This window comes from Actinacidiphila guanduensis (assembly GCF_900103985.1).
Lineage (GTDB): Bacteria > Actinomycetota > Actinomycetes > Streptomycetales > Streptomycetaceae > Actinacidiphila > Actinacidiphila guanduensis.
Genome location: NZ_FNIE01000003.1, coordinates 1 through 21,739, shown reverse-complemented (window position 1 = coordinate 21,739; position 21,739 = coordinate 1). Strand labels below are relative to the sequence as shown.

General features: G+C 69.7%; 16 protein-coding genes and 2 pseudogenes. 14 read left to right on the top strand and 4 right to left on the bottom strand.

The window, feature by feature from the left end; genetic code table 11:
* The first annotated feature begins 258 nt into the window (after window positions 1-258).
* The 3 genes from BLR33_RS06450 to BLR33_RS06440 all read left to right on the top strand — a co-directional run bounded on the left by BLR33_RS06450 (window position 259) and on the right by BLR33_RS06440 (window position 3,929).
* Window positions 259-762 (top strand): chromosome partitioning protein, encoded by a 504-nt coding sequence (locus BLR33_RS06450; protein ID WP_093783319.1) that lies wholly within the window; start codon window positions 259-261, stop codon window positions 760-762.
* Between the two features lie 149 nt (window positions 763-911).
* Window positions 912-2,978: a P-loop domain-containing protein gene (locus tag BLR33_RS06445; protein WP_143031648.1), complete on the top strand. Its 2,067-nt coding sequence runs from the start codon at window positions 912-914 to the stop codon at window positions 2,976-2,978.
* A gap of 267 nt (window positions 2,979-3,245) precedes the next feature.
* The gene (locus BLR33_RS06440; protein ID WP_093783317.1) at window positions 3,246-3,929 is read left to right on the top strand and encodes a hypothetical protein; all 684 of its coding nucleotides are present in this window, start codon (window positions 3,246-3,248) and stop codon (window positions 3,927-3,929) included.
* A gap of 246 nt (window positions 3,930-4,175) precedes the next feature.
* On the opposite strand, the gene BLR33_RS06435 is transcribed toward BLR33_RS06440, so the two are convergent.
* Together BLR33_RS06435 and BLR33_RS06430 are read right to left on the bottom strand one after the other, a co-directional pair.
* Window positions 4,176-4,388, bottom strand: coding sequence for a DUF397 domain-containing protein (locus BLR33_RS06435; RefSeq protein WP_093783755.1), 213 nt, complete (start codon window positions 4,386-4,388; stop codon window positions 4,176-4,178).
* Window positions 4,389-4,422: 34 nt separating this feature from the next.
* Window positions 4,423-5,316 carry a helix-turn-helix domain-containing protein gene (locus BLR33_RS06430; protein ID WP_093783316.1) on the bottom strand — a complete coding sequence of 298 codons (894 nt, stop codon included), beginning with the start codon at window positions 5,314-5,316 and terminating at the stop codon, window positions 4,423-4,425.
* Window positions 5,317-5,591: 275 nt separating this feature from the next.
* Here BLR33_RS06430 and BLR33_RS06425 point away from each other — a divergent pair, with 275 nt between their 5' ends.
* The 8 genes and pseudogenes from BLR33_RS06425 (at window position 5,592) to BLR33_RS06390 (ending at window position 13,301) form a co-directional block, all read left to right on the top strand.
* Window positions 5,592-6,095 carry an ATP-binding protein gene (locus BLR33_RS06425; RefSeq protein ID WP_245771217.1) on the top strand — a complete coding sequence of 168 codons (504 nt, stop codon included), beginning with the start codon at window positions 5,592-5,594 and terminating at the stop codon, window positions 6,093-6,095.
* Window positions 6,092-6,535 (top strand): DUF6415 family natural product biosynthesis protein, encoded by a 444-nt coding sequence (locus BLR33_RS06420; RefSeq protein ID WP_143031647.1) that lies wholly within the window; start codon window positions 6,092-6,094, stop codon window positions 6,533-6,535. The genes BLR33_RS06425 and BLR33_RS06420 overlap by 4 nt, the downstream gene beginning before the upstream one ends.
* A 100-nt stretch (window positions 6,536-6,635) precedes the next feature.
* Window positions 6,636-6,911, top strand: coding sequence for a hypothetical protein (locus BLR33_RS06415; RefSeq protein ID WP_093783314.1), 276 nt, complete (start codon window positions 6,636-6,638; stop codon window positions 6,909-6,911).
* A 315-nt stretch (window positions 6,912-7,226) separates the two neighbouring features.
* The gene (locus BLR33_RS06410; RefSeq protein ID WP_093783313.1) at window positions 7,227-7,400 is read left to right on the top strand and encodes an FxLD family lanthipeptide; all 174 of its coding nucleotides are present in this window, start codon (window positions 7,227-7,229) and stop codon (window positions 7,398-7,400) included.
* 235 nt (window positions 7,401-7,635) lie between these two features.
* Window positions 7,636-10,584: a lantibiotic dehydratase gene (locus tag BLR33_RS06405; protein ID WP_093783753.1), complete on the top strand. Its 2,949-nt coding sequence runs from the start codon at window positions 7,636-7,638 to the stop codon at window positions 10,582-10,584.
* A complete protein-coding gene (locus BLR33_RS06400) occupies window positions 10,581-11,849 on the top strand; it encodes a lanthionine synthetase C family protein (RefSeq protein ID WP_093783312.1) in 1,269 nt (422 codons plus the stop codon). The genes BLR33_RS06405 and BLR33_RS06400 overlap by 4 nt, the downstream gene beginning before the upstream one ends.
* Before the next feature lie 21 nt (window positions 11,850-11,870).
* Window positions 11,871-12,182, top strand: a pseudogene (locus BLR33_RS37095) (thiopeptide-type bacteriocin biosynthesis protein); the annotation flags it as partial.
* A gap of 60 nt (window positions 12,183-12,242) precedes the next feature.
* Window positions 12,243-13,301, top strand: a complete 1,059-nt coding sequence (locus BLR33_RS06390) for an SDR family oxidoreductase (protein ID WP_093783311.1) — start codon at window positions 12,243-12,245, stop codon at window positions 13,299-13,301.
* 291 nt (window positions 13,302-13,592) lie between these two features.
* On the opposite strand, the gene BLR33_RS37090 is transcribed toward BLR33_RS06390, so the two are convergent.
* The gene (locus BLR33_RS37090) at window positions 13,593-14,333 is read right to left on the bottom strand and encodes a ricin-type beta-trefoil lectin domain protein (RefSeq protein WP_407639654.1); all 741 of its coding nucleotides are present in this window, start codon (window positions 14,331-14,333) and stop codon (window positions 13,593-13,595) included.
* A 730-nt stretch (window positions 14,334-15,063) separates the two neighbouring features.
* Between BLR33_RS37090 and BLR33_RS06380 the strand changes: the two are divergent.
* Both BLR33_RS06380 and BLR33_RS06375 read left to right on the top strand, forming a co-directional pair.
* Window positions 15,064-16,303 (top strand): annotated as a pseudogene (locus BLR33_RS06380) (IS256 family transposase).
* A gap of 229 nt (window positions 16,304-16,532) precedes the next feature.
* A complete protein-coding gene (locus tag BLR33_RS06375; RefSeq protein WP_093783309.1) occupies window positions 16,533-18,497 on the top strand; it encodes a SpoIIE family protein phosphatase in 1,965 nt (654 codons plus the stop codon).
* Between the two features lie 42 nt (window positions 18,498-18,539).
* On the opposite strand, the gene BLR33_RS06370 is transcribed toward BLR33_RS06375, so the two are convergent.
* Window positions 18,540-19,211 (bottom strand): TetR/AcrR family transcriptional regulator, encoded by a 672-nt coding sequence (locus BLR33_RS06370; protein WP_093783308.1) that lies wholly within the window; start codon window positions 19,209-19,211, stop codon window positions 18,540-18,542.
* Between the two features lie 308 nt (window positions 19,212-19,519).
* Here BLR33_RS06370 and BLR33_RS06365 point away from each other — a divergent pair.
* Window positions 19,520-21,739, top strand: a 2,220-nt coding sequence (locus BLR33_RS06365) for an MMPL family transporter (protein WP_176930164.1), incomplete at its 3' end; no start/stop codon positions are given.

Here is a 21,739-nt window from a genome sequence, read left to right as displayed (position 1 = left end):
AGGCGGCCGCGGACGGCCCCGGGCGGCGCCCCTCGTGGGTGGGGCGTCTTGGAGTGGGGCCAGTTCGGGGATTCCTGCCTTCTTTTGCGGCGTGGTCCGGTATTGATGGTGGCATGTGCGGCCCCGGGTGGACCGGGGTACTCGATGAAATACACCGGTCCGGACGGCAGTGTCCGCCCGTGTGCTGGGTGGGGCCGGCCATGGGCGCCGGGCGGGGATGTAGCGGGGTGACCGCTACGGGCGAAGGGGGCGAGTCGCGTGGTGATCGAGGCCGGGGTAGCGGCCGGGTACGTGATCGCCTGGGCGGTACGCAAGGCCCATCGGGCGGCCGGCCGTCTGGATGCCGAGGCCGATGCGGTCATCGATGCCGGGTTGGACAAGCTGCACACGGTGGTGGTCGTCAAGCTCGGCGCGCATCCCGCACTGGATGATCTGGCCGAGGAGGCCGCCACCGGTGACGGCCAGGTCAGCGAGTTGACCCGCCAGCAGGTGGAACTGGCCGTCACCGCCGCAGCGCGCAGAGACGACGAGTTCGGCCAGACGGTCACCGAGCTGGTGGCCCAACTGCAGGCCGCTGAGCAGGCCGGCGGCATCTCGGTGGTGGCCGGTGCCGGGTCGGCGGTGTTCACCGGAGACGCCCAGGCCCAGGCCAGCGGTAAGGGGATCGCGTTCGGACAGGTCGCTGGGGACGTGCACCTGGACCGCGGTCCTGTCGGCGGGCAGCGGCTGGACCCTACCGAGCCGGGCCGGTCACGCCCCTGACCGTACCCGGAGCATCCGGTGGCATGGCCGGTACCGCGGCGCCGCGGTCACCGTATGATTCCGTCGGCCCGTCACCCGGGCACGCCGCCGGGACCAGCTTCGGGCACGTCGCCGGGAACGTCGCGGTTCACCACTACGAGGCGTCTGCCGTGGCGCGGCCGGTGCGCTCGGCGTACCGGCGGCAGGTGGAGCGGATCGCCCCACCCGAGCTGCTGGACCGGGACGCCGAGCTGGCCGAGCTGACCGGCTTCTGCCTGGACGATCACCGTGGTCCCTACGTGTGGTGGCGGGCCGGGCCATGGGCGGGGAAGTCCGCACTGCTGTCCACCTTCGTCCTCAACCCGCCTGACCGTCTCGCCGCCAGCGGGGTGCGGCTGGTGTCGTTCTTCGTCACCGCCCGGCTCGCCTCGCAGGACACACGGGAGCCGTTCACCACCGCGCTCACCGAGCAATTGTGCGGCTTGCTCGCCGTGGACCTGCCGACCGGCGGCGACGAGGGGACCCGGGAAGCGGCCCTGTTGGACCTGCTCGTTTCGGCTGCAGAGGCGTGCCGGCACGCGGGTGGCCGACTGGTACTGGTCGTCGACGGGCTGGACGAAGACCGTGGGGTGACCACCGGGCCGGGGGCGCACAGCATCGCCGGGCTGCTGCCCGGCCGCCCACCGGCCGGGATGCGCATCATCGTCGCCGGCCGGCCCAACCCGCCGATCCCCGACGACGTGCCCGACTGGCATCCGCTGCGCGACCCGGGCATCGCCCGCCTGCTCGGCGACTCCCCGCACGCCCGGGATGTGCAACGGCTCGGCCAGTCAGAACTCAAACGCCTGCTCACCGGCAGCCCCGTCGAGCAGGATCTGCTGGGCCTGCTGACCGCCGCCCGCGGCGGCCTGTCCGGCACCGACCTGCGTGAGCTGACCGGTGCGGACCTGGTGACCGTCGAGGAGATACTGCACACCGTGGCCGGGCGCACCTTCACCCGCCGGCCCGCCGCCTGGTCACCGGACGACGGCCAGCAGGTGTACCTGCTCGGCCACGAGGAACTCCACAACGCATCCGCTCACTACCTCGGGAACGACCGCCTGGCCCACTACCGCAACCGGCTGCACATCTGGGCTGACAGCTACCGCACGCCCACCGGCGGCCGGCCGGCGTGGCCGCCGCACACCCCCGAGTACCTGCTGACCGGCTATCCCCGCATGCTGGCCACCACCGGTGACACCAGCCGCCTGGCCACCCTGGCCCTCGACCCGGCACGCCACGACCGGATGCTCGACCTGTCCGGCGGCGACACGGCCGCCCTCACCGAAATCACAACCTGCCAGGACCTGCTCCTGGACGGCCCGGAGCCGGACCTGTACGCCCTGGCCAGGCTGTCCCACCACCGCGGCCAGCTCGAATCCCGCAACACCCACATCCCTATCCGTCTCCCAGCCGTGTGGGCCGCCCTAGGCCAACCCAACCGGGCCGAAGCACTCGCCCGCACCCTCACCGACGCGTACCAGCAGGCGGGGGCACTGACCGGGCTGGTCCGGGTGGTGGCCGGGGTCGGTGACCACGAGCGGGCCGAGCAGATCGCCCGCACCCTCACCAACCCGGCCCAGCGGGCGGAGGCACTGACTGGGCTGGTCCGGGTGGTGGCCGGGGTCGGTGACCATCAGCGGGCTGCAGAGCTGGCCACCGAGGCCGAGCAGATCGCCCGCACCATCACCCACCCGTACCAGCAGTCGCGGGCACTGACCGGGCTGGCACAGGTGGTGGCCGGGGCCGGTGACCACGAGCGGGCTGTCGGGCTGGCCGCCGAGGCCGAGCAGATGGCCCGCGCCATCACCGACCCGGACCAGCAGGCGTGGGCACTGTCCGAGCTGGTCCGGGTGGTGGCCGAGGCCGGCGACCACGAACAGGCCGAGCAGATGGCCCGCGCCATCACCAACCCGGCCCAGCAGGCGGAGGCACTGACCGAGCTGGCACAGGTGGTGGCCGGGGCCGACAACCATCAGCGGGCCGAGGAGATCGCCCGCACCCTCACCAACCCGGACCAGCAGGCGCATGCACTGACCCGGGTGGCATCGGTAGTCGGTCTGCCGCGGGCCAGTCACTTGTTGGGTGAGGCATTCGCACTGGGGTCGTGGCTGACGCCTCTGCCAGTGTTGGCACTAATTTACCCGCAGGAGGTGCTCCGGATCGCAGACGCGGTCCGCGCGTACGATCGTTCGTGACACACGAAGATCAACATGACGTCCCCGCAGGTCGCGACTGTCGCGCCTCCCCTGCACGGACCTATGTGACGTCAACACCTGTTTTCGACACGGCCGGGGAGATGAAATCGGCGTCGCCCGGGTCAGCACCCGCGATCAGCATCCCGAAGCCCGGCAGGACGCGCACCGCGCGGCTGGCTGCGAGAAGGTCTTCACCGCCTTCGGGCCGCGGCCCGGCCAAATGCCTGAGGTACAAGTGCACCTCACGTAGTCGAAAGGCGAGGGACGATGATCGAGATACCTCTCCTCGGCGCGGTGGGGCCCGCGCAGAGCGACGAGCTGGTGCACTTCACCAGCAGGGGCAGAGAGCCCGGACCGGGTGCGCCGCCGGACGTCCGGGCAATGACCGCCAGCCAGCGGCTGGACTCGATACTTGGCAGTGAGACCCTACGCTCCTTTGCCCCGTACGGCGTAGCCCGCGCGTGCGTCTGCTTCTCCGAGAGTCCTCCCACCCACCTCGCCCATCTCATCGGGGACAGGGGGTTCGAGCCATGGGGCATCGTGGCCACCCGGGACGGCTTGCTCGCCGCCGGCGGAGGCACGGTCGCCTACGTGCCGGACGAAGTCTACGAAGCGTTCCGTACAGCTGGGCTGGAGCACTGGGCGGTGCGAACCAGCGCTGGCTCCGCCTGGATGCACGAGCGCGAATGGCGGGTCCCTGCTCCAGACGGTGCCGATGGTCTGCAGTTGTACAACCTGAGGGCCGTGCTGGTCGGAAACCCCAACTGGCGTCCGACTGAGGTTCGCACAGGATTGTTCATGCACATGGACCAGGGAGAGCTGTGCGGAGGATGCAACGATCCCTTCTGCCAGGAAAAGACGGATCTCCCGCGTCTGTGGTTGCAGAGCGAGATATGGGTCTGGAACTCGGCGGTCCGCCAGGTGGAGGTGTATCCGCCCGGCGCACTGTGATCAATCACTGGGACGTTGCCCGAAGGTCCGTTTCGCAAGGGACGCGTCAGCTTGGATGATCGGCCACCCACAGCGCCATCAGCGTCGTCCCGACCAAAGTTGGAAACGCAGTCCGCAGATGCGGCTGAAACCTACACTGAAAGTGCGCGACGCCAGCGGGGGCGAGCGTCGCGCCGGGCAGAGACGAGCGCCGTACCCCTCAATAGGGCTGAGGGGTACGGCGCTACGGTTGTGCTGCGGTCCTTCTCAGATCAGGCCAAAGTCGGCGCCGTTGGCGCGGACCAGCGCCAGCAACCCATTCCACTCGTTCTGGGTGAAGTGCAGGGCTGGCCCGGTCTTGTCCTTCGAGTCGCGGACGACGATGTCGCCGTGCGTCGACAGACGGCTGGCGACCTCGACGCAGTTGTTGCCGGTGCCGTCGCTGTACGACGACTTGACCCACGCCTCGTCGGGGAGCAGTTCGTTGGCTGGAACGTGAGTGTTAATAGCTCTACTACCTTCGCGCTAGTTCTTCCAGGAAGTTGATGGTGTCTTCGAGGCCCAGGGCCACGCCCACCATCGCGGCGAACCGGCGGGTGAACCGATCCACTTCGCGGGGCTTGTCCGACGTGGAGACGGCGCCCCAAGCATTGTCCGTCTGCACCCGGGCAGGCAGCTCGCCGCCGAGGTCCAGAATCGTGAAGTCGTTGCTCGACCGGTAGCCGCGCTTGAAGGGCAGCACCTGGATCGAGACGTGGTCCTCGCGCGCCAGCTTGATGATCTCCAGGTACTGCTCCCGCATCACGTCATCATCGCCCACCGGAATCCTCAGTGCCGCCTCACCGAGGATGACGTGGGTACGGACCGGGTCCTCCCGCTCCATGACTCGGCGCTTGCGTTCCATGCGCAGCTCGACATTGCGCTTGATGAACTCCGCCGTCGTGTCCTCGACCGGGCGCTGCACCTCGAAGAGGGCACGGGCATACGCCTCGGTCTGGAGCAACCCGTACACCACCGTGGGGTGGTAGGCGCTGATCGCCCTCGCTTCGGCTTCGAGCCCGACGTAGTGCGGCATCCCGGTGGGCATGAAGCTTCGGTACTGGGTCAGCCACTCGTCGTTCACCCCCTCGCGGTTCAGCTCGACCAGCTGCTCGATCAGAGACTCGTCCGTGACGCTGTACCTCTTGAGGAGCGTCCGCAGATCCGAGGGGTTACGGCGGAAGTTCAGCTCACCGTTCTCGATCCGGGCAAGGCTTGGCTCCGAGAGAGCCTTGAGGCCCCGGACTGCAGCTCTGCGCGTCATCCCGCGGGCGCGGCCCTCCTCGATGGGTGGGCAGTTCTCCCGCAGTTGCCTCAGCTGGATGCCCAGTTCCAGCCGCCTACCCGTGGCGCCTCGCTTCGCTGCCATCTGTGCACTACCCCCAAGCGCCTGTGCGTGCTGTCTACCACCGTGCGCAGAGTGTCGCATCTCCTGCGCTGCCATTGATACCCCCTGTGCAACCTCGCGCATAGTCCAATTCAGGACCTCACTGAAATTTCAGCGACGATTCGGTTGCAAGCCACGGAGGTCACCAGCCACGGTAGTTGAGCCAGCACGACCAAGGGCAGGAGCACGGCAGAAGCGACCGGCGGGTTAGGTCCGGTTCATGCCGCGCTGCTCCTCTGAGCTGCGGAGAGGTAAGCATGGCTGTCACTGCACCGGGCCGGGAGATCCTTGCGGAGCTGCACCCCGGATGCCCGGCAGATGCTCTGCCCGAGGTCCTGGAGGACGTCTCCATGACTGTCGAACGCGAACCCCTGACCGAGGACGGGGCCGTTCGCAGCTCTACAGCCGTCAGAGTCGGCCAACTCCGCAAGATCGCAAGGGCGAAGCTGGCCCTCTGGGGCCTGTCGGCGCTGGCGGAAGACGCTCAGCTCCTGATCAGCGAACTCGTCACCAACGGATTCCGTTACGGCACGCAGCCGGTGGTCTGCCTCCGCCTGCTGATCTGCCTGGAGTTGCTGGTGGTGGAAGTCGAAGACGGCTCGCCCGAGCGGCCTCAACTGCGGGCGAGCAGCCTCGACGCGCTGAACGGCCGCGGGCTGCTCCTGGTCAGCGCGCTGGCTGCGTCCTGGGGCGTGAGCGAGGACGGCACGAGGACCTGGTGTCTCCTTCGGCTGCCGGCACCGGGGCGGGCGCACCGATGAGCCACAACACGCTGGCACCCGAGGTGACCGTTGCCACCGAGGTCTACGCCGATCCCCTCGCCACGGTCGCGGATAACAGCCCCCGGGCCAAGGCCCGAGTGCTGGCCGGACTTCGGCAGCGGTTCCTTCTGGAGACTCCCAGCACTCCAAACGTTGAGCTGATCTTCGAGGACCTGGACGCCGTTCTCGGCGAGTACGGCGGCGACCTCACGGCAGCCGAGATCGCCGACATCCGGCCGAGGCTTCATGCCGCCCTCCGGCGAATCGTGTTCGTGTCGCAGCAGCCCGCAAGCGGAGTGTCCCAGCACCGCTTCGACGCGTCACTCCGACTGCTGACGGAGAGGTTCCCCGCGGACTTCACCGCAGCCCTCGGCCACCTGCGGCGCCTCGCCATGGCCGTGTCCGACCTGCTGGATGAGCTGCTGGAGGACCTGCCGTGACCAAAGCAACGGACCAGCACTACGAGGGCCGAGACATCGACCGCCAGCTGGCCGACGCTGGACTGGCCGCCGAGTGGCGGCGCCGTCCGGTGGTGAAGCGATGAGCCTTCTGGTACTCGATGTCGGCACTTTGGACGTGTGCGAGCTGACCAGCTTGATGCAAGCGCGCTGCGCGCACTGCCTGGGCACCATGGCTGAAGACGCTGACCCAGTACGCAGCTCGCTGCTGGCCTCGCTGTCCGACTGGGTGCGTGCCGATCACCCCGGCAGATGCGTCATCTGCGGCGCCCGCTTCCGGGCCGGCGCCGCCATTGCGCCGGAGGACGAAGGCTGGCGGGCGGACTGCTGCCCGACGGGACCGAGGCGGCTGCAATGACCGTTCTGACCTCCCGCTTCTGCCGTCTTGCGTGGCTCGAAGCCCCGGCGGCTGTGGCTGCAGACGCATGGGCAGCCGCACAAGCTGCTGCCCCGGCCGGTGACTTGCCACGGCCTGATGATGGCCGCCCGCTGGCCCTGACTCGGGATCGGACCGGCGGACGGCGTTCCACCCCCAACCTTCCCGGCTCGATCATGCGCGCCGGGATGGCCAGGACTGAGCCCCGAGCGTAGTGCCGTCGCTACGCTCCGGCCGTCAGTGCTCTGGCAGAACCACCCTGTCCGCACCATCCAACGAGTCACCTGGAGAGTTGTCATGACGCCACCCGTCAGTCAGAGCGCCACCCAGGTCCAGGAGCCGACGAGCCAGTCGGACGGGTTCGACCTGAACGTCTCCCTGCTGGAGGTCTCGGACGCGGCTGGGCTGACCAGCCTGACCGACGACAACTGCGGCAGCACCTGCGGCGCCTGCACCACCAACGTCGCCTGACCTTGGCCTCTGGCTGTGAACGGCGGTCGGTGCCAGCGCGCCGCTGGCGCGGCGGCACCGACCGCCCCCAACCCCGGTTGCAAGGAGACACGTGGCTACCCCCCAAGCGTTCCAGGCAGGTGGGACTGCCCTGGTGCGTGCTGTCGCTCGGCCGGCTGCGGCCCGGCTTCCCTGGCCGGACTTCGACGACCGATCCTTCAAGACCGAAGAACTGGCGGAGGTCACCGCCGGGCGCCTGGCCTGGATTCGCAGTGTCTGGCGGGACCCGAGCCTCGTGCAGGCGCTGCACCATGCCAGCCCGGTCCTCGCTCAAGAGGCTGAGGCCCTGATCAGGGCCGTTGCCCCGTCTCCGCGAGACGTTCGCCGCGTCGGGCTGTCGGTGGCGCGCTACCTGTTGCGCGCGCTGCACCGACCCACGCCCTTCGGGCTGTTCGCCGGAGTGGCCGCAGCCTCCTTCGGTGCTCCGCGGGCCGCCTGGGGCGAGGACCACGCGGTCGTTGCCCGCGCCGGTGCGGAGTGGCTGACGAAGCTGATCGAGCAGTTGGAGAGGAGCGGGGAGCTGCTGCCGCTTCTGTCGGTCGTCGTCAACAACACGGCTTTCGAGCGCGACGGGAGCCTCATCGTGCCCTACCAGGACGACGGTCCGGCCGGTCGGCGCCGAGCTGTCGAGGCGGCCGTCGATCTCTCGGCGCCGGTGCGGCTTGTTCTGCGCGCGGCCGGAGCGCCGGTCCGGGTCGGGGAACTGGCCGACAAGCTGGCGGCCGAGTTCCCGGCCGTGGCGCCCGAGCGCGTCCACGGGCTGCTGGCGGGCCTGGTACGGCGACGCGTTCTGATCACCAGCCTCCACGTGCCGGCCACCGAGACCGACGCTCTCGGCCACCTCATCGCGCAGCTCGACGGGGCCGGCGCCGGGTCCATCCCCCTCCTCGCACACATGGTGCGGGAACTGCGTGCCGTTCGCGTCGAGTTGGAACTGTGCGGCACTGCGGAGGGGCGGGACGCCGCGGCGGCGCGTATGCGCGACCTGGTGCCGGGGCTTCGCCGCCACCCGCTCGCCCTCGACTTACGCCTGGACGCCGACGTGGTGCTCCCAGAGGCGGTCGCCCGCGAGGTGGAGCGCGCCGCTGCGCTCCTCACCAGGCTCTGCGCCCGCCCGTACGGCACCGAGGCGTGGACCGAGTACCACCAGCGGTTCTACGAGAGGTACGGCATCGGCACGATGGTGCCGCTGCTGGAGGTCGTCGCGGACAGCGGCGTCGGCTACCCCGACGGCTATCCGGGCGTCCCGGCGGGCGCGCGTCGTCGGCGTCTGTCGCCCCGGGATGACGTGCTGGTCCGGCTCGCGCAGGCCGCGGCGCTCGACGGCCGCGATGAAGTCGTGCTGACCGACGAGATCGTGGCCGGCTTGGACGTGGGTCCGCAGGAGCCGCGGGTGCCTGCGCATCTGGAGGTCGGCGTGCGGCTGGACGCGGCCAGTCTCGGGGACGCCGCCCGCGGGCAGTTCACCGTGGAGATCATGAGCGTGTCCCGCGGGGCGGGGGTGTCCAGCGGTCGCTTCCTCAGCGTCCTGGCGCCAGCTCAACGCGATTTGCTCCAGGGTGAGTTGGCGGATCTGCCCACCGCCGACGCGGGCACCGTGGCGGCGCAGCTCTCCTTTCCCCCGCTGCTGCCCGACACCACGCACGTCACCCGGACTCCGCGTGTGCTGCCGCTGGTGATCAGCCTGCAAGAACACCGTGCCCCCGATGCTGCGGTGCTCACGCCGGCGGATCTGGCACTCGCGTGCGACGGGCGCCGGATGTACCTGGCGGCTCCCGCCCGCAGCCTGCGGGTCGAGGCCGTGTCGATGCACGCGCTGAACCTCGCCGAACACACGCCGCCGTTGGCCCGGCTGATCACGGAGGTGTCCCGGGCCCAGAACGCCCAGGTCACCGTGTTCGACTGGGGCGCAGCCGCCGTCATGCCGTTCTTGCCGCGCCTGCGGTACGGCCGCATCGTGCTGGCGCCGGCCCGCTGGCGGCTGGAAGCAGGCGACTTGCCCGACCGACACCGGCCCGGCCGGGAGTGGGATGCCGCGCTGTCGCTCTGGCGGGAGCGCAGGCGGCTTCCGCGGCACGTGCACCTCGTCCAGGACGACCGGCGGCTGCCGCTCGACCTCGACCAGGCCGGACACCACAGCCTGCTGCGCCAGCACCTCGACCGTGCCCACGCGGCGGTCCTGACGGAAGCCGCCTCACTGGACGCGGACAGCTGGAGCGGGGGCCGGGCGCACGAGATCGTGGTCCCCCTCAAAGCGGTCCGGCCTGCGGCCTGGCCGGCGCTGCCCGCCCCGACCCCCTCCCGCGTCCTGTCCCCGGACCAGATCCAGACTCCGGCGGCCTCCTCGGAGCTGCTGGCCGCCCTGTACGGCGACCCGCGGCGCCAGGACGCGATCCTCGCCCGCCACGTGCCCGACCTGATGCGCCGCCTGGGCTCCCCCTCCTGGTGCTACATCCGCTTCCGCGACCCTCAGCAGCACCTGCGGCTGCGCATCGCCCTGCCGGACCCGGACGACTTCGCCGACACCGCCCACACGATCAGCGCCTGGGCGCACGACCTGTGTGCCGCCGGGTTGCTGGCGGACCTGCGCTACCCCACCTCCTACCGCGAGATGGGCCGCTGGGGCTCCGGGCCGGCGTGGGAGGCGGCCGAGGACTGTTTCCGCGCGGACTCCCGGGCCGTAGTGGCACAACTCGCCCAGCCCGTCCGGCCGGACCCGCGCCCGCTGGTCGCCGCCCAGTTCTTCGCCATCGCCGCCGACTTCCTCGGCAGCCCGCAGGCCGGCGCGCGCTGGCTGATCGACCACATCCCGCCCACCGCGCCCGCGCCGGTGCCCCGCCCGCAGTTCGCCGAGAGCGTCACGCTGGCCGACCCGAGCGGCCACTGGGCGGCACTGCGGTCGGCACCGGGCGGCACCGCGATCGTGGACGCCTGGACCGATCGCGCCGCCGCGCTCGCCGCCTACAGGCCGCACCTGCCGGGACCGCACACCGACGGCATCGCCGCAGACGACGTGCTGACCTCCCTGCTCCACGTCCACTTCGTCCGGCACGTCGCGGTGAACTTCCCCGAGGAAGAACTCTGCCTGTACCTCGCGCGTGCCGCCGCCCTGGCCTTCACCGCCCGCACCCGGAGGCGACCGTGACCGACCGCCCCGCGCACGCTGTGGCTACCGCCGTAGCCGACCGCCTCGCCCACCCCGACGGGGCGCCAGCGGAGGCCACGGCCGACACCAACCGGCAGCACCTCGCCTTCGGGCCGACCGGCATCGCCCTGCTGCACATCGAGCGCGCCGCGGCCGGCCTTGCCCCCTGGCAGCGCGCCCACGACTGGCTGGCCGCCGCGACCCGCCAGCCCTTCACCCGCGGCCCCGACAGCCACCCCTTCTACGGAGCCCCTGCCCTCGCGCACGCCCTGGCCTGTGCCGCCGACCACCTCCCGGGCTCCTACCGGCGCGGCCTCGGCCTGCTGGACCAGCAGGTGGCCGCGGACGCCCGGTGGCGACTGGACGCCGCGCACCGCCGCATCGACGCCGGGCAGCTCCCGGCGCTCGCCGAGTTCGACGCCATCCGGGGCCTGAGCGGCTACGGCGCCCACCTGCTGCGCCGAGACCCGGACGGCCCGGTAACGCGGGCCGTCCTCGACTACTGCGTGCGCCTGACCGAGCCGGTCACCCAGGACGACGAGCGCCTGCCGGGCTGGTGGGCGCCGACCGGGCCGTCCGGCCGCCCGGACGACCGATTCCCCGGCGGCCACGCCAACCACGGCATGGCGCACGGCATCGGCGCGGTCCTCGCACTGCTCGCGCTCTCCGCCCGCCGCGGCACCACCGTCACCGGCCACCACCAGGCGATGCGCACCATCCTGGCCTGGCTGGAGCAGTGGAAGACAACCACCGCGCGAGGCACCGCCTGGCCGTACTGGATCACCCGCGACGAACTGCGCGCCGGGCGGCTCGCGCCCTGCGCGCCACTGCGGCCGAGCTGGTGCTACGGCACGGCGGGCCTGGCCCGCGCACAGCAGCTCGCCGCGCTCGCCCTCGGCGACACCAGCCTCCAGGCCGACGCCGAGAACGCCCTGCTGGACGCGCTCACCGACCCCGCGCAGCTTCGCGCCACCACCGACAGCGGCCTGTGCCACGGCTTGGCCGGCCTCATCCACATCACCGCCCGTACTGCCGCCGACGCCGCCCCGGCCAACGCCGGCCAGCTCCGCGCCACCATCCCCGCCCTTCTCACCGTGCTGCTCCCGCCCGGCACCGCTCCGGACACCGCAGCCGCCCGCCTCCTGGAGGACGAGGCGGGTGCCGGCCTGCTCGACGGAGCCGCCGGAACCGCGCTCGGACTGCTCGCCACCGACAGCGCGGAACCACCCTGCACCGCCTGGGACGCCTGCCTGCTCACAGCCTGAACCCGAACGAAGGACACCCCGATGCCTCCCGACCGCTGGCAGCAGCACAACGTCACCTTCCCCAACCGGGACACCGCACGACGCGCCATCACTCAACGCCTCGCCCCAGCACTGCTCGCCGCTGAAGCCGACGGGCAGCTCTACGGCTGGTGGTTCATGAACAAGCAGCCCTGGCCCCTGCGCTACCTCGCCGACCGCCCCTCGCTGACCATGACGGCCCTGCTGGACGACCTGGTCGCCGACGGCACCGCGCAGTCCTGCACGCTCGGGATCTACGAGCCGGAGACCGAGGCGTTCGGCGGGCCCGAAGCCATGACGGCCGCGCACGACCTCTCAATGTGTACGATGTTCACATCAAAAGGGTGAACTCTGCTCAGTGAGGGGGCCGTCGCCATGGCGGACCGCATTCTGGTGACCGGTGGATCCGGTTTCATCGCCGGATACTGCGTGACGGAACTGCTCGACCACGGATATTCCGTGCGAACCACGGTCAGGAATTCCGGCGCTCCGGATAAATCCGCCCGGCTGCGCGAACTCGGCGACGTGGAAGTGGTATCGGCCGACCTTTCCTCCGACACCGGATGGTCCGAGGCGATGGAGGGCTGCGCCTTCGTCCTGCACGTCGCCTCGCCCTTCCCCGCTGCCATGCCGAAGGACGAGGACGATGTGATCCGCCCGGCCGTCGACGGCACCTTGCGGGTGCTGCGTGCCGCCGCGGACAGCGGCACGGTCCGCCGTGTGGTGCTGACCTCGTCGGTCGCCGCCATCGCCTCGGGCCATCCCCGCGACCACGGCGTCTTCACCGAGGCCGACTGGTCGGTGGTGGACGCGGTCCCGGCCTACGAGAAGAGCAAGACGCTCGCCGAAAGGGCCGCGTGGGACTTCGTCGCGGCTCTGCCGGAGGGGCAGAACTTCGAATTGGCCGTCGTCAACCCGGGTTTCGTGCTCGGTCCGGTCCGGCACGCGCCGGTCGGGACATCGGCGAACCTGGTCCGTCGACTCCTCGCGCGGGAAGTACCGGCCTCGCCGCCCATCGGGCTTGCCGTGGTCGACGTGCGGGACCTCGCCGTGGCGCACCGGTTTGCGATGGAGACGCCCGGCGCTGCCGGCAACCGCTACATCTGTGCCGGCGACAACGTCTGGATGCAGGACATCGCCCGGATCCTGGCCGATGACTTCGAAGGGTCGGGGTTCCGTGTGCCGACCGGCAGGATGCCCGCTTGGCTGATCCGGCTGGCGGCGCCTTTCAGCAGCGAGATGCGACAGGTCCGGTTCCTCGCCGGAAGCCCCGTGCGCGTCAGCGCGCAGAAGGCGCATGGCGAACTCGGCTGGAGTATGCGCCCCTTGCGCGAAACCGTCGTCGACACGGCCACCAGCCTCATCGAGACCGGCATCGTCCAGGCCCCCGCCGAGCGCGCGACCCGTCCGCCCCAGACCGCCACCAAGTCCTAGCCGGCGGATTGTGGGACATCGGAGGCCCTGACGGGCGGATGGACCGGCACGGACCCGCACAGTTCCCTGGTGACTGGGGCGCCCGGCGGGCGGGATGGTGGCCCTGGCCGGCGCCCCGAGTCGCGCGTGGCCGGGCCGAGTCCTGCGTGGGCGGCGAGCCGACCAGCGGCCGAGACGGTGCTGCCGTCGCCCACCACGATCAGGGGGCCGGTGAGCCGAACCGTTCCGGCAGTGTGAGGGCGGCTGTGAGCCGAGGGGCCGGTCGGCGGTGCCGAACCGGGTAGGCGCTGATCATGGCATCTCCCATCGCTGGTTCGCCTGCCCCGTGCAGACCATGATCGCCATCGTGCTCGCGTCGAGGCAACGGCCCGACTGCGGATTGACGATCTCACCGAGCGAATCCCGAGCCCACTTCTGCGCCGGGGTCCTATTGCAGGTGAACAGCTGAACGGGAGAGTCGTTGTCGACTGCCGCGTTTATCACGTCCAGGCAGCGCCCACCGTTACGCAGCGAACCGTCGGCTTCCGGTTGCCAGCGCTGTCCGGCGGCTGAGGTGCACGCGGCGAGTCCCAGTCCAGTGCCGCCATGGGAGTTGTCCCGGCCGGGGACCAGGCACCGTCCTGACGCGCTGACCACCGTTCCGCTGTAGACGCGTGCGTTATGCGGTGGCGTACCGGCACGCGAAGGGGTGCTGCCGGCGGGGCCTCTGCCAGAAGGCGTGCCAACTGCCGACGGTGACAGATGCTGCCCAGTCGCGGCCGGCGAATGGGTAATCGACTCCGTTGCGGCACCGGTCGGCCGCGGACGGGAAGCCCGCGCGTCGGTCCCTCGCAGCCGGGTCGGTGGCGGAACGAACGGGAGCCCTTTGCCAATCGCCGTTGCGACGACGCCGGACGGCTTTGAGGGGCCGTGGGCCGACCGATGGACTACGACTGCGGCGACCGCCACGCAGGCGACCAGGCCGGCCACACCCCAGACGATCCACCAGCCATGCCGCCCGGCCTCGTCTCTCCGTCGGCTCCGGTGCGGCATCTCCCTCGCCGGCGCCTTCTCCGGGACGGTGACGGTTTGGTCGAGACTGTCTGCGGATGTGCCGGCTGCATTGACGCCGGTTGCGACCACGATCCGGTAGACGGCTCCGCAGCCTGGACAGCTGATGGCCCCGTTCAGTTGGCGTCGGCAGGGTTCGCAGTAGTCCATATCAAATCTCCGTTGTCTTACCCAGCGAGGTTGCGCAACCCCGGCCGCGGATCGTGGTACCGCGGGCAGGCCGGTGCCGGTGCCGGCGCCAAGTCGAGGTCGCGGCATGAACACACCCGCCGGCGGCGGAGAGCGTAACCCGCATGCGCCGAGCGAAAGCTCTGCCGCCGCGTCAAAGACCGTGACACTTCCCTTCCGGCCAACAATCCCTGTCCTATTCCCCCCGGGGGCTTTCACGCTCCAGCAAGATCGGGGCCGGGTGCGCTCGAAAGAGGCCCTGCGGCAGTCCTGGATACGTTCGGGAGTAGCCCACTGCGGGACAGGGACTGCCCGCTGCATCAGTACATCGGCCAATCCGTGATGCCGCCTCGATGATCTCCCGGTGGTCCCGTGCCGACTGCCTGTCCGGCATCGGTGGGCAACGACGGTTGCGTCCTTGGAAGTGGTGTAGCGGGTGGGACCCGATCCGGGGGTTTGTCCCGGCGTCTGGGTGGGTGCCCGTATAGAAAGACGGCCACCGGCTGATCTTCGAAGTGTCTAAGCCTCGAAGGAGATCAGCACGATGACCGCACCAGACAGTCTGCCCCTGCACGCCCTCACCGAGTCCAACCTCGCCACGGCGAGTCCCGACCTGCTGCGCGCGATGGTCAAAGCCTTCGCCGACGCGCTCATGTCGGCCGAGGCCGACGCGGTCTGCAACGCCGAGTACGGGCAGGTCAGCGACGAACGCGTCAACCACCGCAACGGGTATCGCCCGCGCGAGTGGGACACCCGCGCCGGCACGGTAGAACTCGCCATCCCCAAGCTGAGGTCGGGCAGTTACTTCCCGACCTGGCTGCTGGAACGCCGCCGCCGGGCCGAACAGGCCCTCATCTCGGTCGTCGCGACCGCCTACCTCCTGGGCGTCTCCACCCGTCGCGTGGAGAAACCCGCGCAGTCCCTCGGCGTCACCCAACTGTCGAAGTCACAGGTGAGCGCGATGGCCAAGCACCTGGACGAGCAGGTCACCGCGTTCCGCAACCGACCTTTGGACGCCGGCCCGTACGCGTTCGTCCGGGTCGACGCCCTGACCCAGAAGGTCCGCGAGGAAGGCCGGATCATCAACATCCACGCGCTGGTGGCGGTCGGAGTCAACGCCGATGGGCACCGCGAAATCCTCGGCCTCGACGTCGCCACCGCCGAGGACGGCGCCGGCTGGCTCGCCTTCCTGCGATCTCTGACCGCCCGCGGTCTTTCCGGTGTCCAGCTCGTCGTCTCCGACGCCCACACCGGCCTCGTGACCGCGATCGGAGCGGTTCTGCCCGGCGCGTCCTGGCAGCGGTGCCGCACCCACTACGCCCGCAACCTGCTCTCCCCAGGTCCCCAAATCGGCACAGCCATGGGTGGCCACGCTCCTGCGGACGGTCTTCGAGCAGCCCGACACCGACGCCGTCCACGCGCAGATGCGGCACGTCCTGGACGCCCTGGAGACCAAGTTCCCCAAGGCCGCAGACCACCTCGACACCGCCCAGGCAGACCTGCTGGCCTTCACCGCGTTCCCCCGTGAGATCTGGCGGCAGATCTGGTCCAACAACCCCCAGGAACGGCTGAACAAGGAGATCCGCCGCCGCACCGACGTCGTCGGGATCTTCCCCGACCGCACCGCCGTCACCCGCCTGGTCGGCGCCGTCCTGGCCGAGCAGAACGACGAATGGACCGAAGCCCGCCGCTACATGGGACTCGACCTGCTCGCCAAAACCCGCCCCACCCCGAACGAGTCACAAACCGACAAGATGGACCTGCCGACCGCACTCACCGCATAGCCTCACAACGAGATCACCGAGTGGCCGTCGATACACCACTCCCACGGACGTGACCGCAACGACTCGATCCGTCCCGGGCCTGTTCATTCATTCACCTCATGTCTGCGCGCCACGCGTCAGCAACGCCGCGGGTCACTACGGCCGGCCGCCCCGTACATCAATGCGGACATTTGGTTCTTTTCGCCTCGTGCTCGCTATGCTGAGGAGAGAGTGAGTCCTGGGGTGGCGCATGAACACTGCTAAGTCAGGCGGCGAGAAGGCTGGATCGGTGGAAGAGGCGCCGCTCGCCCTTGTGACTACGAAGGGCGACGTCCGTTCGCTCAACGCGTCCATGGCGCAGCTTCTCAGCCGTCCCGCCGCAGAGTGCGAGGGGCGAAGTTTCATCAGCCTCCTCCCTGAGCATCAGCGGGAGATGGGCGCGTCATTCCTTGCTCATGTCAGGGCAAGCGGAACGCCCTCTTTCCGCGTCATCGAGTTCCCGGTGCCGGACGGTTCCACGGTGGCGAGTCTGATGGAGGGGGCCTTGGTCCCGAGCGGGCCGGGGGAGAGTCTCGTGCGCGTCAGAGCAGTGGATTCGGGCAAGGACGACGACGGGCTGCTGATTCCCTTCCGTATTACGGCGAAAACGGCAGGGCTGACACTGGTCGGCAGGCGGGGGGACCACATCGTCTGGCTGGGGGGCTCGGCCGGGCTGGCCGGGCTGGTGTCCGAGCCTTCTTTGTCGCTGCGTTCCGCCTTTCAGCGCGTGCATACTCAGGACAAGTCTGCTCTGCGCGGGCTTCTCCGGGGGACAGCCGCTTCGCACGAGTGGACTCCGCTACGGCTGCGCTTGCACGACGAAGGCTGGACACATCTGGCGTGCCAGATCCGCAGGCTCCGTCTGGGGTACAGCGGGCGTGAGCAGACGATCGGGATCGTGCGTGATGACACGCAGGCGGAAACCCGGCGCCTGGCGCTGCTGGCCAGGCGGCGGCAGGAGCAGGAACGCGCTGATCTACTGCAGGCCATCTCCTTCGCGCTCATCAGGGCCACCATGGAGGAGGAGCTTCGGCAGGTCGTCCTCACCCGGGCGACGGGGACGCTCGGGGCTGACGGGGCTTTGCTCGCCCTGGTGAGGGGCAGGTCCCTGGAAGTGGTATCCGACGGCGGGGACCACCCCGAACTCGCGCAAGCGATAGACGGTATGCCCGTCGCAGGACCGCAATTGCTGCCTTTTGTGGTGCGTACGGGATCACCGGAGTTCATCACGGATCGAGCCGAGTACGTTCGGCGGGGCCCGCGCAGGAGCAGGTTGTTGCGTCTCGGCTCTGGCGCTTCCATTTGCCTTCTTCCCCTGACCCGTGGGGATCCCCGGCTGGGGGCGCTGGTCATGACCTACAACGAACGACATGACTGGTCCCCCGACGAGCGCGCGCTCGTCCGGCTGGTTGCCGAACTGGTCGGGCAGGCACTTCAGCGTATACGGAAGCAGAAAATTCGGGACGATCTTGCGACGAGCTTTGAAGATTCACTGAAACCGACGATGCCCCAGCGGCTGGCCGGCATAGAACTCGCGGCTCGATGTGAGCCTGCCCAGGACGGGCTCAGTGTCAGTGGCGATTGGTATGACGCCTTTGTCCTCAAGGACGGAGTACTGACCCTCGCGATCGGCGACGCACAAGGGCATGATGCTCACGCGGCGGCGTTCATGGCTCTGGTGAGGACGTCGATCCGGGCCATCGCGGCGCACGAACACGATCCCGGGATCATTTTGGCGCACACCAACGACGTCCTCACCTCGATGAACGTCGAGAGCTTCGCGAGTTGTGCGCTCTTGAGATTCGACCGCCACAAAGCAAAGATCACTGGAGCGAGCGCTGGGCACGTCCCTCTGGTGCGTCTGCGCAACGAAGCCCCGGGCTACCTGATAGAGACCCTGCCGAGTGGTCCTCTGCTCGGGGTGCTGGAAGGAGCCAGCTACCCGGACACTACATTCGATCTCGGTAAGGGAGACGCGGCGGTCCTGGTCACCGACGGAGTGGTCGAGGGCCCGCGTCTCAGTATCGATGACGGCATACGCCGCGTGGCGGGAATTGCTGCGCGGGCGGCGCGAGACGGCTGCGACGCCCAGACCATCGCGCAGCGTGTGCTCGGCTGTTCAGCCGAGATCGGCCAGGTCGACGACGCAGCCGTGGTGGTTGTGCGTCACGTTTGACCACTGCCTTCCAGGCCTGACGTCCCGTGGCTTTCGGAGGTCTCAGGACTGCCCGATCGCTGATGTGCGATGCAGATGCGCCAGGTCGGCGACGAGTTGTGCAAGAGTTTTCTCCTCGTCCGGCCAGGGGACCGAGAGCAGGTTGGCGCGGAGCCCGGCGTAGCCGTGCAGGGCCGACCAGACCATGAGCGCGCTGGTGAAGGCGTCGGAGCTGTCGGAAAATCCGGTGTCGACGCATGCCTGGATGCCGTCCACCAGGTTGTGGAAGAGTCTCGCACCGGATTCCGACTCCCACTGGGACGGCTTCGGGGTGCGCAGCCCAGACTTCTGGCTGGGGCCGAGCGCGGTCGTGAACAGCAGGGTGTAGAGCTGCGGTGAGTCGGTCGCGAACCGCAGATATGCGCGGCAGCCGGCGACGAGTGCGCCGACCGGGTCCTGCTCCGCGGTCATGGCTCGGCCGGTGGCCTCGGCCATTTCCGTGAATGCCTGGTCGGCGATGGCGTCGAGGATCTCCTCGCGGTCGGCGAAGTGGCTGTAGATCGAGGTGGTGGCGATTCCGACGTCGCGGGCGACGGCTCGCAGGGTGATGGCCTCGGGTCCGCCGGCCACGAGCAGCCGCGTGGCCGCGTCGAGGATGTCGCCGCGCAGTTTCGAGCCCTCGCCTCGCTTGTTGCGGGGCCGGTCCCCGCTGGGTGGGGTCCTGGTCACCGTCATTCGTGGTCGCCCTCCCTCATGTCGTTCCGAACCTCATCGTAAGACTACGGCCGTAGCCGTACATGTGTTGACGTCGATGGCACCCATAGGTAAGACTACGGTTGTAGCACGACATGCGAAAGGCTACGCCCGTCCACTGCGGTGCTCCGGGTGCCGCCCGCGCAGCACTTCCCATGCTCTTGCCCTTCCAGCAGATCAGCAGCGCTCGGCAGCTGTGGCGCGACGCCGCGACGTCGAGGCGTCCTGCATCACGCACCGCGATCACCCAACTGCCCGCGTTCACCGGGTCTGACAAGGAGTTCACCGTCATGGAAGCTCTGGGGCGTCTCATCGCCCGAAATCATCGACGTGTTCTGGTGGTGGCCCTGCTCGGGTTCCTCGCCCTGTCGGTCTACGGCATCACCGCGTTCGGAAAGCTCAGCTCGGGTGGTCAGGTCGACCCGAAGGCCCCGTCGACACAGGCCGAGCAACTCGTCGACGATCACTTCGGCGGAACGCAGGGGCTCGTCGTCCTCGTCACCGCGAAGGCCGGCACCGTCGACAGCCCCGCCGTTCAGGCGGTGGGCGCGAAGATCGCCGCCACCCTGCACGGACAGCCGTGGGTCGACAATGTGACGTCCTACTTCACCACCCACGCGCCCGGTCTGCGCAGCACCGACCAGCGCTCGGCCCTGGTCCTGGCGCACGTCCAGGACGAGGACGGGCACAAGAGCGGCGTCGACACGCTGCTCAAGGACCTGAAGGCGGACGGCGGCGCTGCGGCCACCGTGCGCAGTGGCGGCCAGACCGGCGCGGACAGCGCGCTGACCACGCAGATCGGCAAGGACCTCGGCATCGTCTCGATCGTCGCCGTGCCGATCACGATCGTGCTGCTGTACTTCGTCTTCGGAGGCCTGCTCGCCTCGCTGCTGCCGCTGGGCGTCGCCGCCATCGCGATCATGGGCACCTTCGCCGAGCTGCGCCTGCTGGCCGGCTTCGTCTCGGTCAGCACCTACGCCATCGACCTGAACATCGCCCTCGGACTCGGGCTGGCCGTCGACTACGGCCTGCTCATCGTCAACCGGTACCGCGAAGAAGTCGCCCACGGACACGCCACCGAGGACGCCCTCGCCCGCACCGCGACATCGGCCGGCCGCACGGTGCTGTTCTCCGCCGTCACCGTCGCGCTCGCGCTGACCGCGCTGCTGGTCTTCCCCGTCTACTTCCTCAAGTCCTTCGCCTACGCCGGGATCGCCGTCGTCTTCTTCGCCGCCGTCGGCGCACTCCTGGTCCTGCCCGCTCTCCTGGCCGCGATGGGCGCCCGCGTCGCCAGGCGCCGGCGCAGCTTCCGACGCCCCCGCCCCGCACGCGCTGCGGACCCGGGCGCCCCCGCCGTAGTCGGCAGCCGCGGATGGACACGCGTCACCACCGCCGTCACCCACCGCCCCCTGGCCTTCGCCGCCCCGATCCTGCTGGCCCTTGTGGTGATCGGACTGCCCCTGCTCAACGTCCACTTCAGCACCCCCGACGACCGCGCCCTGCCGACCTCCGCAGCCGCCCACCAGGTCGGTGACGCCCTGCGCGACCGGTTCGCCGGCAACGGCAACAGCGCACTGACAGCGGTCACCGCGAAACCCGCGGGATCCCCGGCCGCACCCACCCCCGCACAGACCCGGGAATGGGCGCAGTACACCGCGCGGCTGTCACGCCTGCCCGGAGCCGAACAGGTACAGGGCCCCGGCGGCACCTACCGCAACGGCCGGCCCGTGCACGAGACCGGCCCCGCCCTGTCCTGGTACCACGACGGCTACGTCACCTGGACCGTCGACAACACCCTCGACGCCACCAGCGGCCAGGCCGCCGACCTCGTCCACGACATCCGCGACACACCCACGCCCGCCCACACCTCCGTACTGGTCGGCGGACGGGCAGCCGACCTCGTCGACCAGAAGCACTCCATCGGCAGCGGCCTGCCCTGGGCCGCCGCCATCATGGTGATCGCCAGCTTCGTCATGCTCTTCCTGTTCACCGGCAGCATCTGGATCCCGGTCAAGGCCCTCGTCCTCAACGCCCTCACCCTGTTCACGATCACAGGCGCCATGATCTGGGTGTTCCAGGGCGGCCACCTCTCCGGGCTCCTCAACTTCACCCCCACCGCCACCTCCACCACGATCCCGCCCCTGCTCGTCGTCATCGCCTTCGCGCTGATGATGGACTACGAGGTCTTCCTCATCAGCCGCATCAAGGAACTGCACGAGCGCGGCCTGGCCAACCGGGAAGCGATCGTGCAGGGCATGGCACGAGCCGGCACCATCGTCACCACCGCCGCGGCCCTGCTCTCGGTCACCTTCTTCGCCTTCGGCCTGTCCAGGATCAGCTTCCTGCAGTTCTTCGGCATCGGCACCGGCCTGGCCGTCCTCCTCGACGCCTTCGTCGTCCGCGGAATCCTCGTCCCGGCCGCCATGAAACTCGCCGGCGAACGCATCTGGTGGGCCCCCGCCCCCCTGCGCCGCCTCTACGACCGCTTCGGCCTACGGGAGGAGGACGAC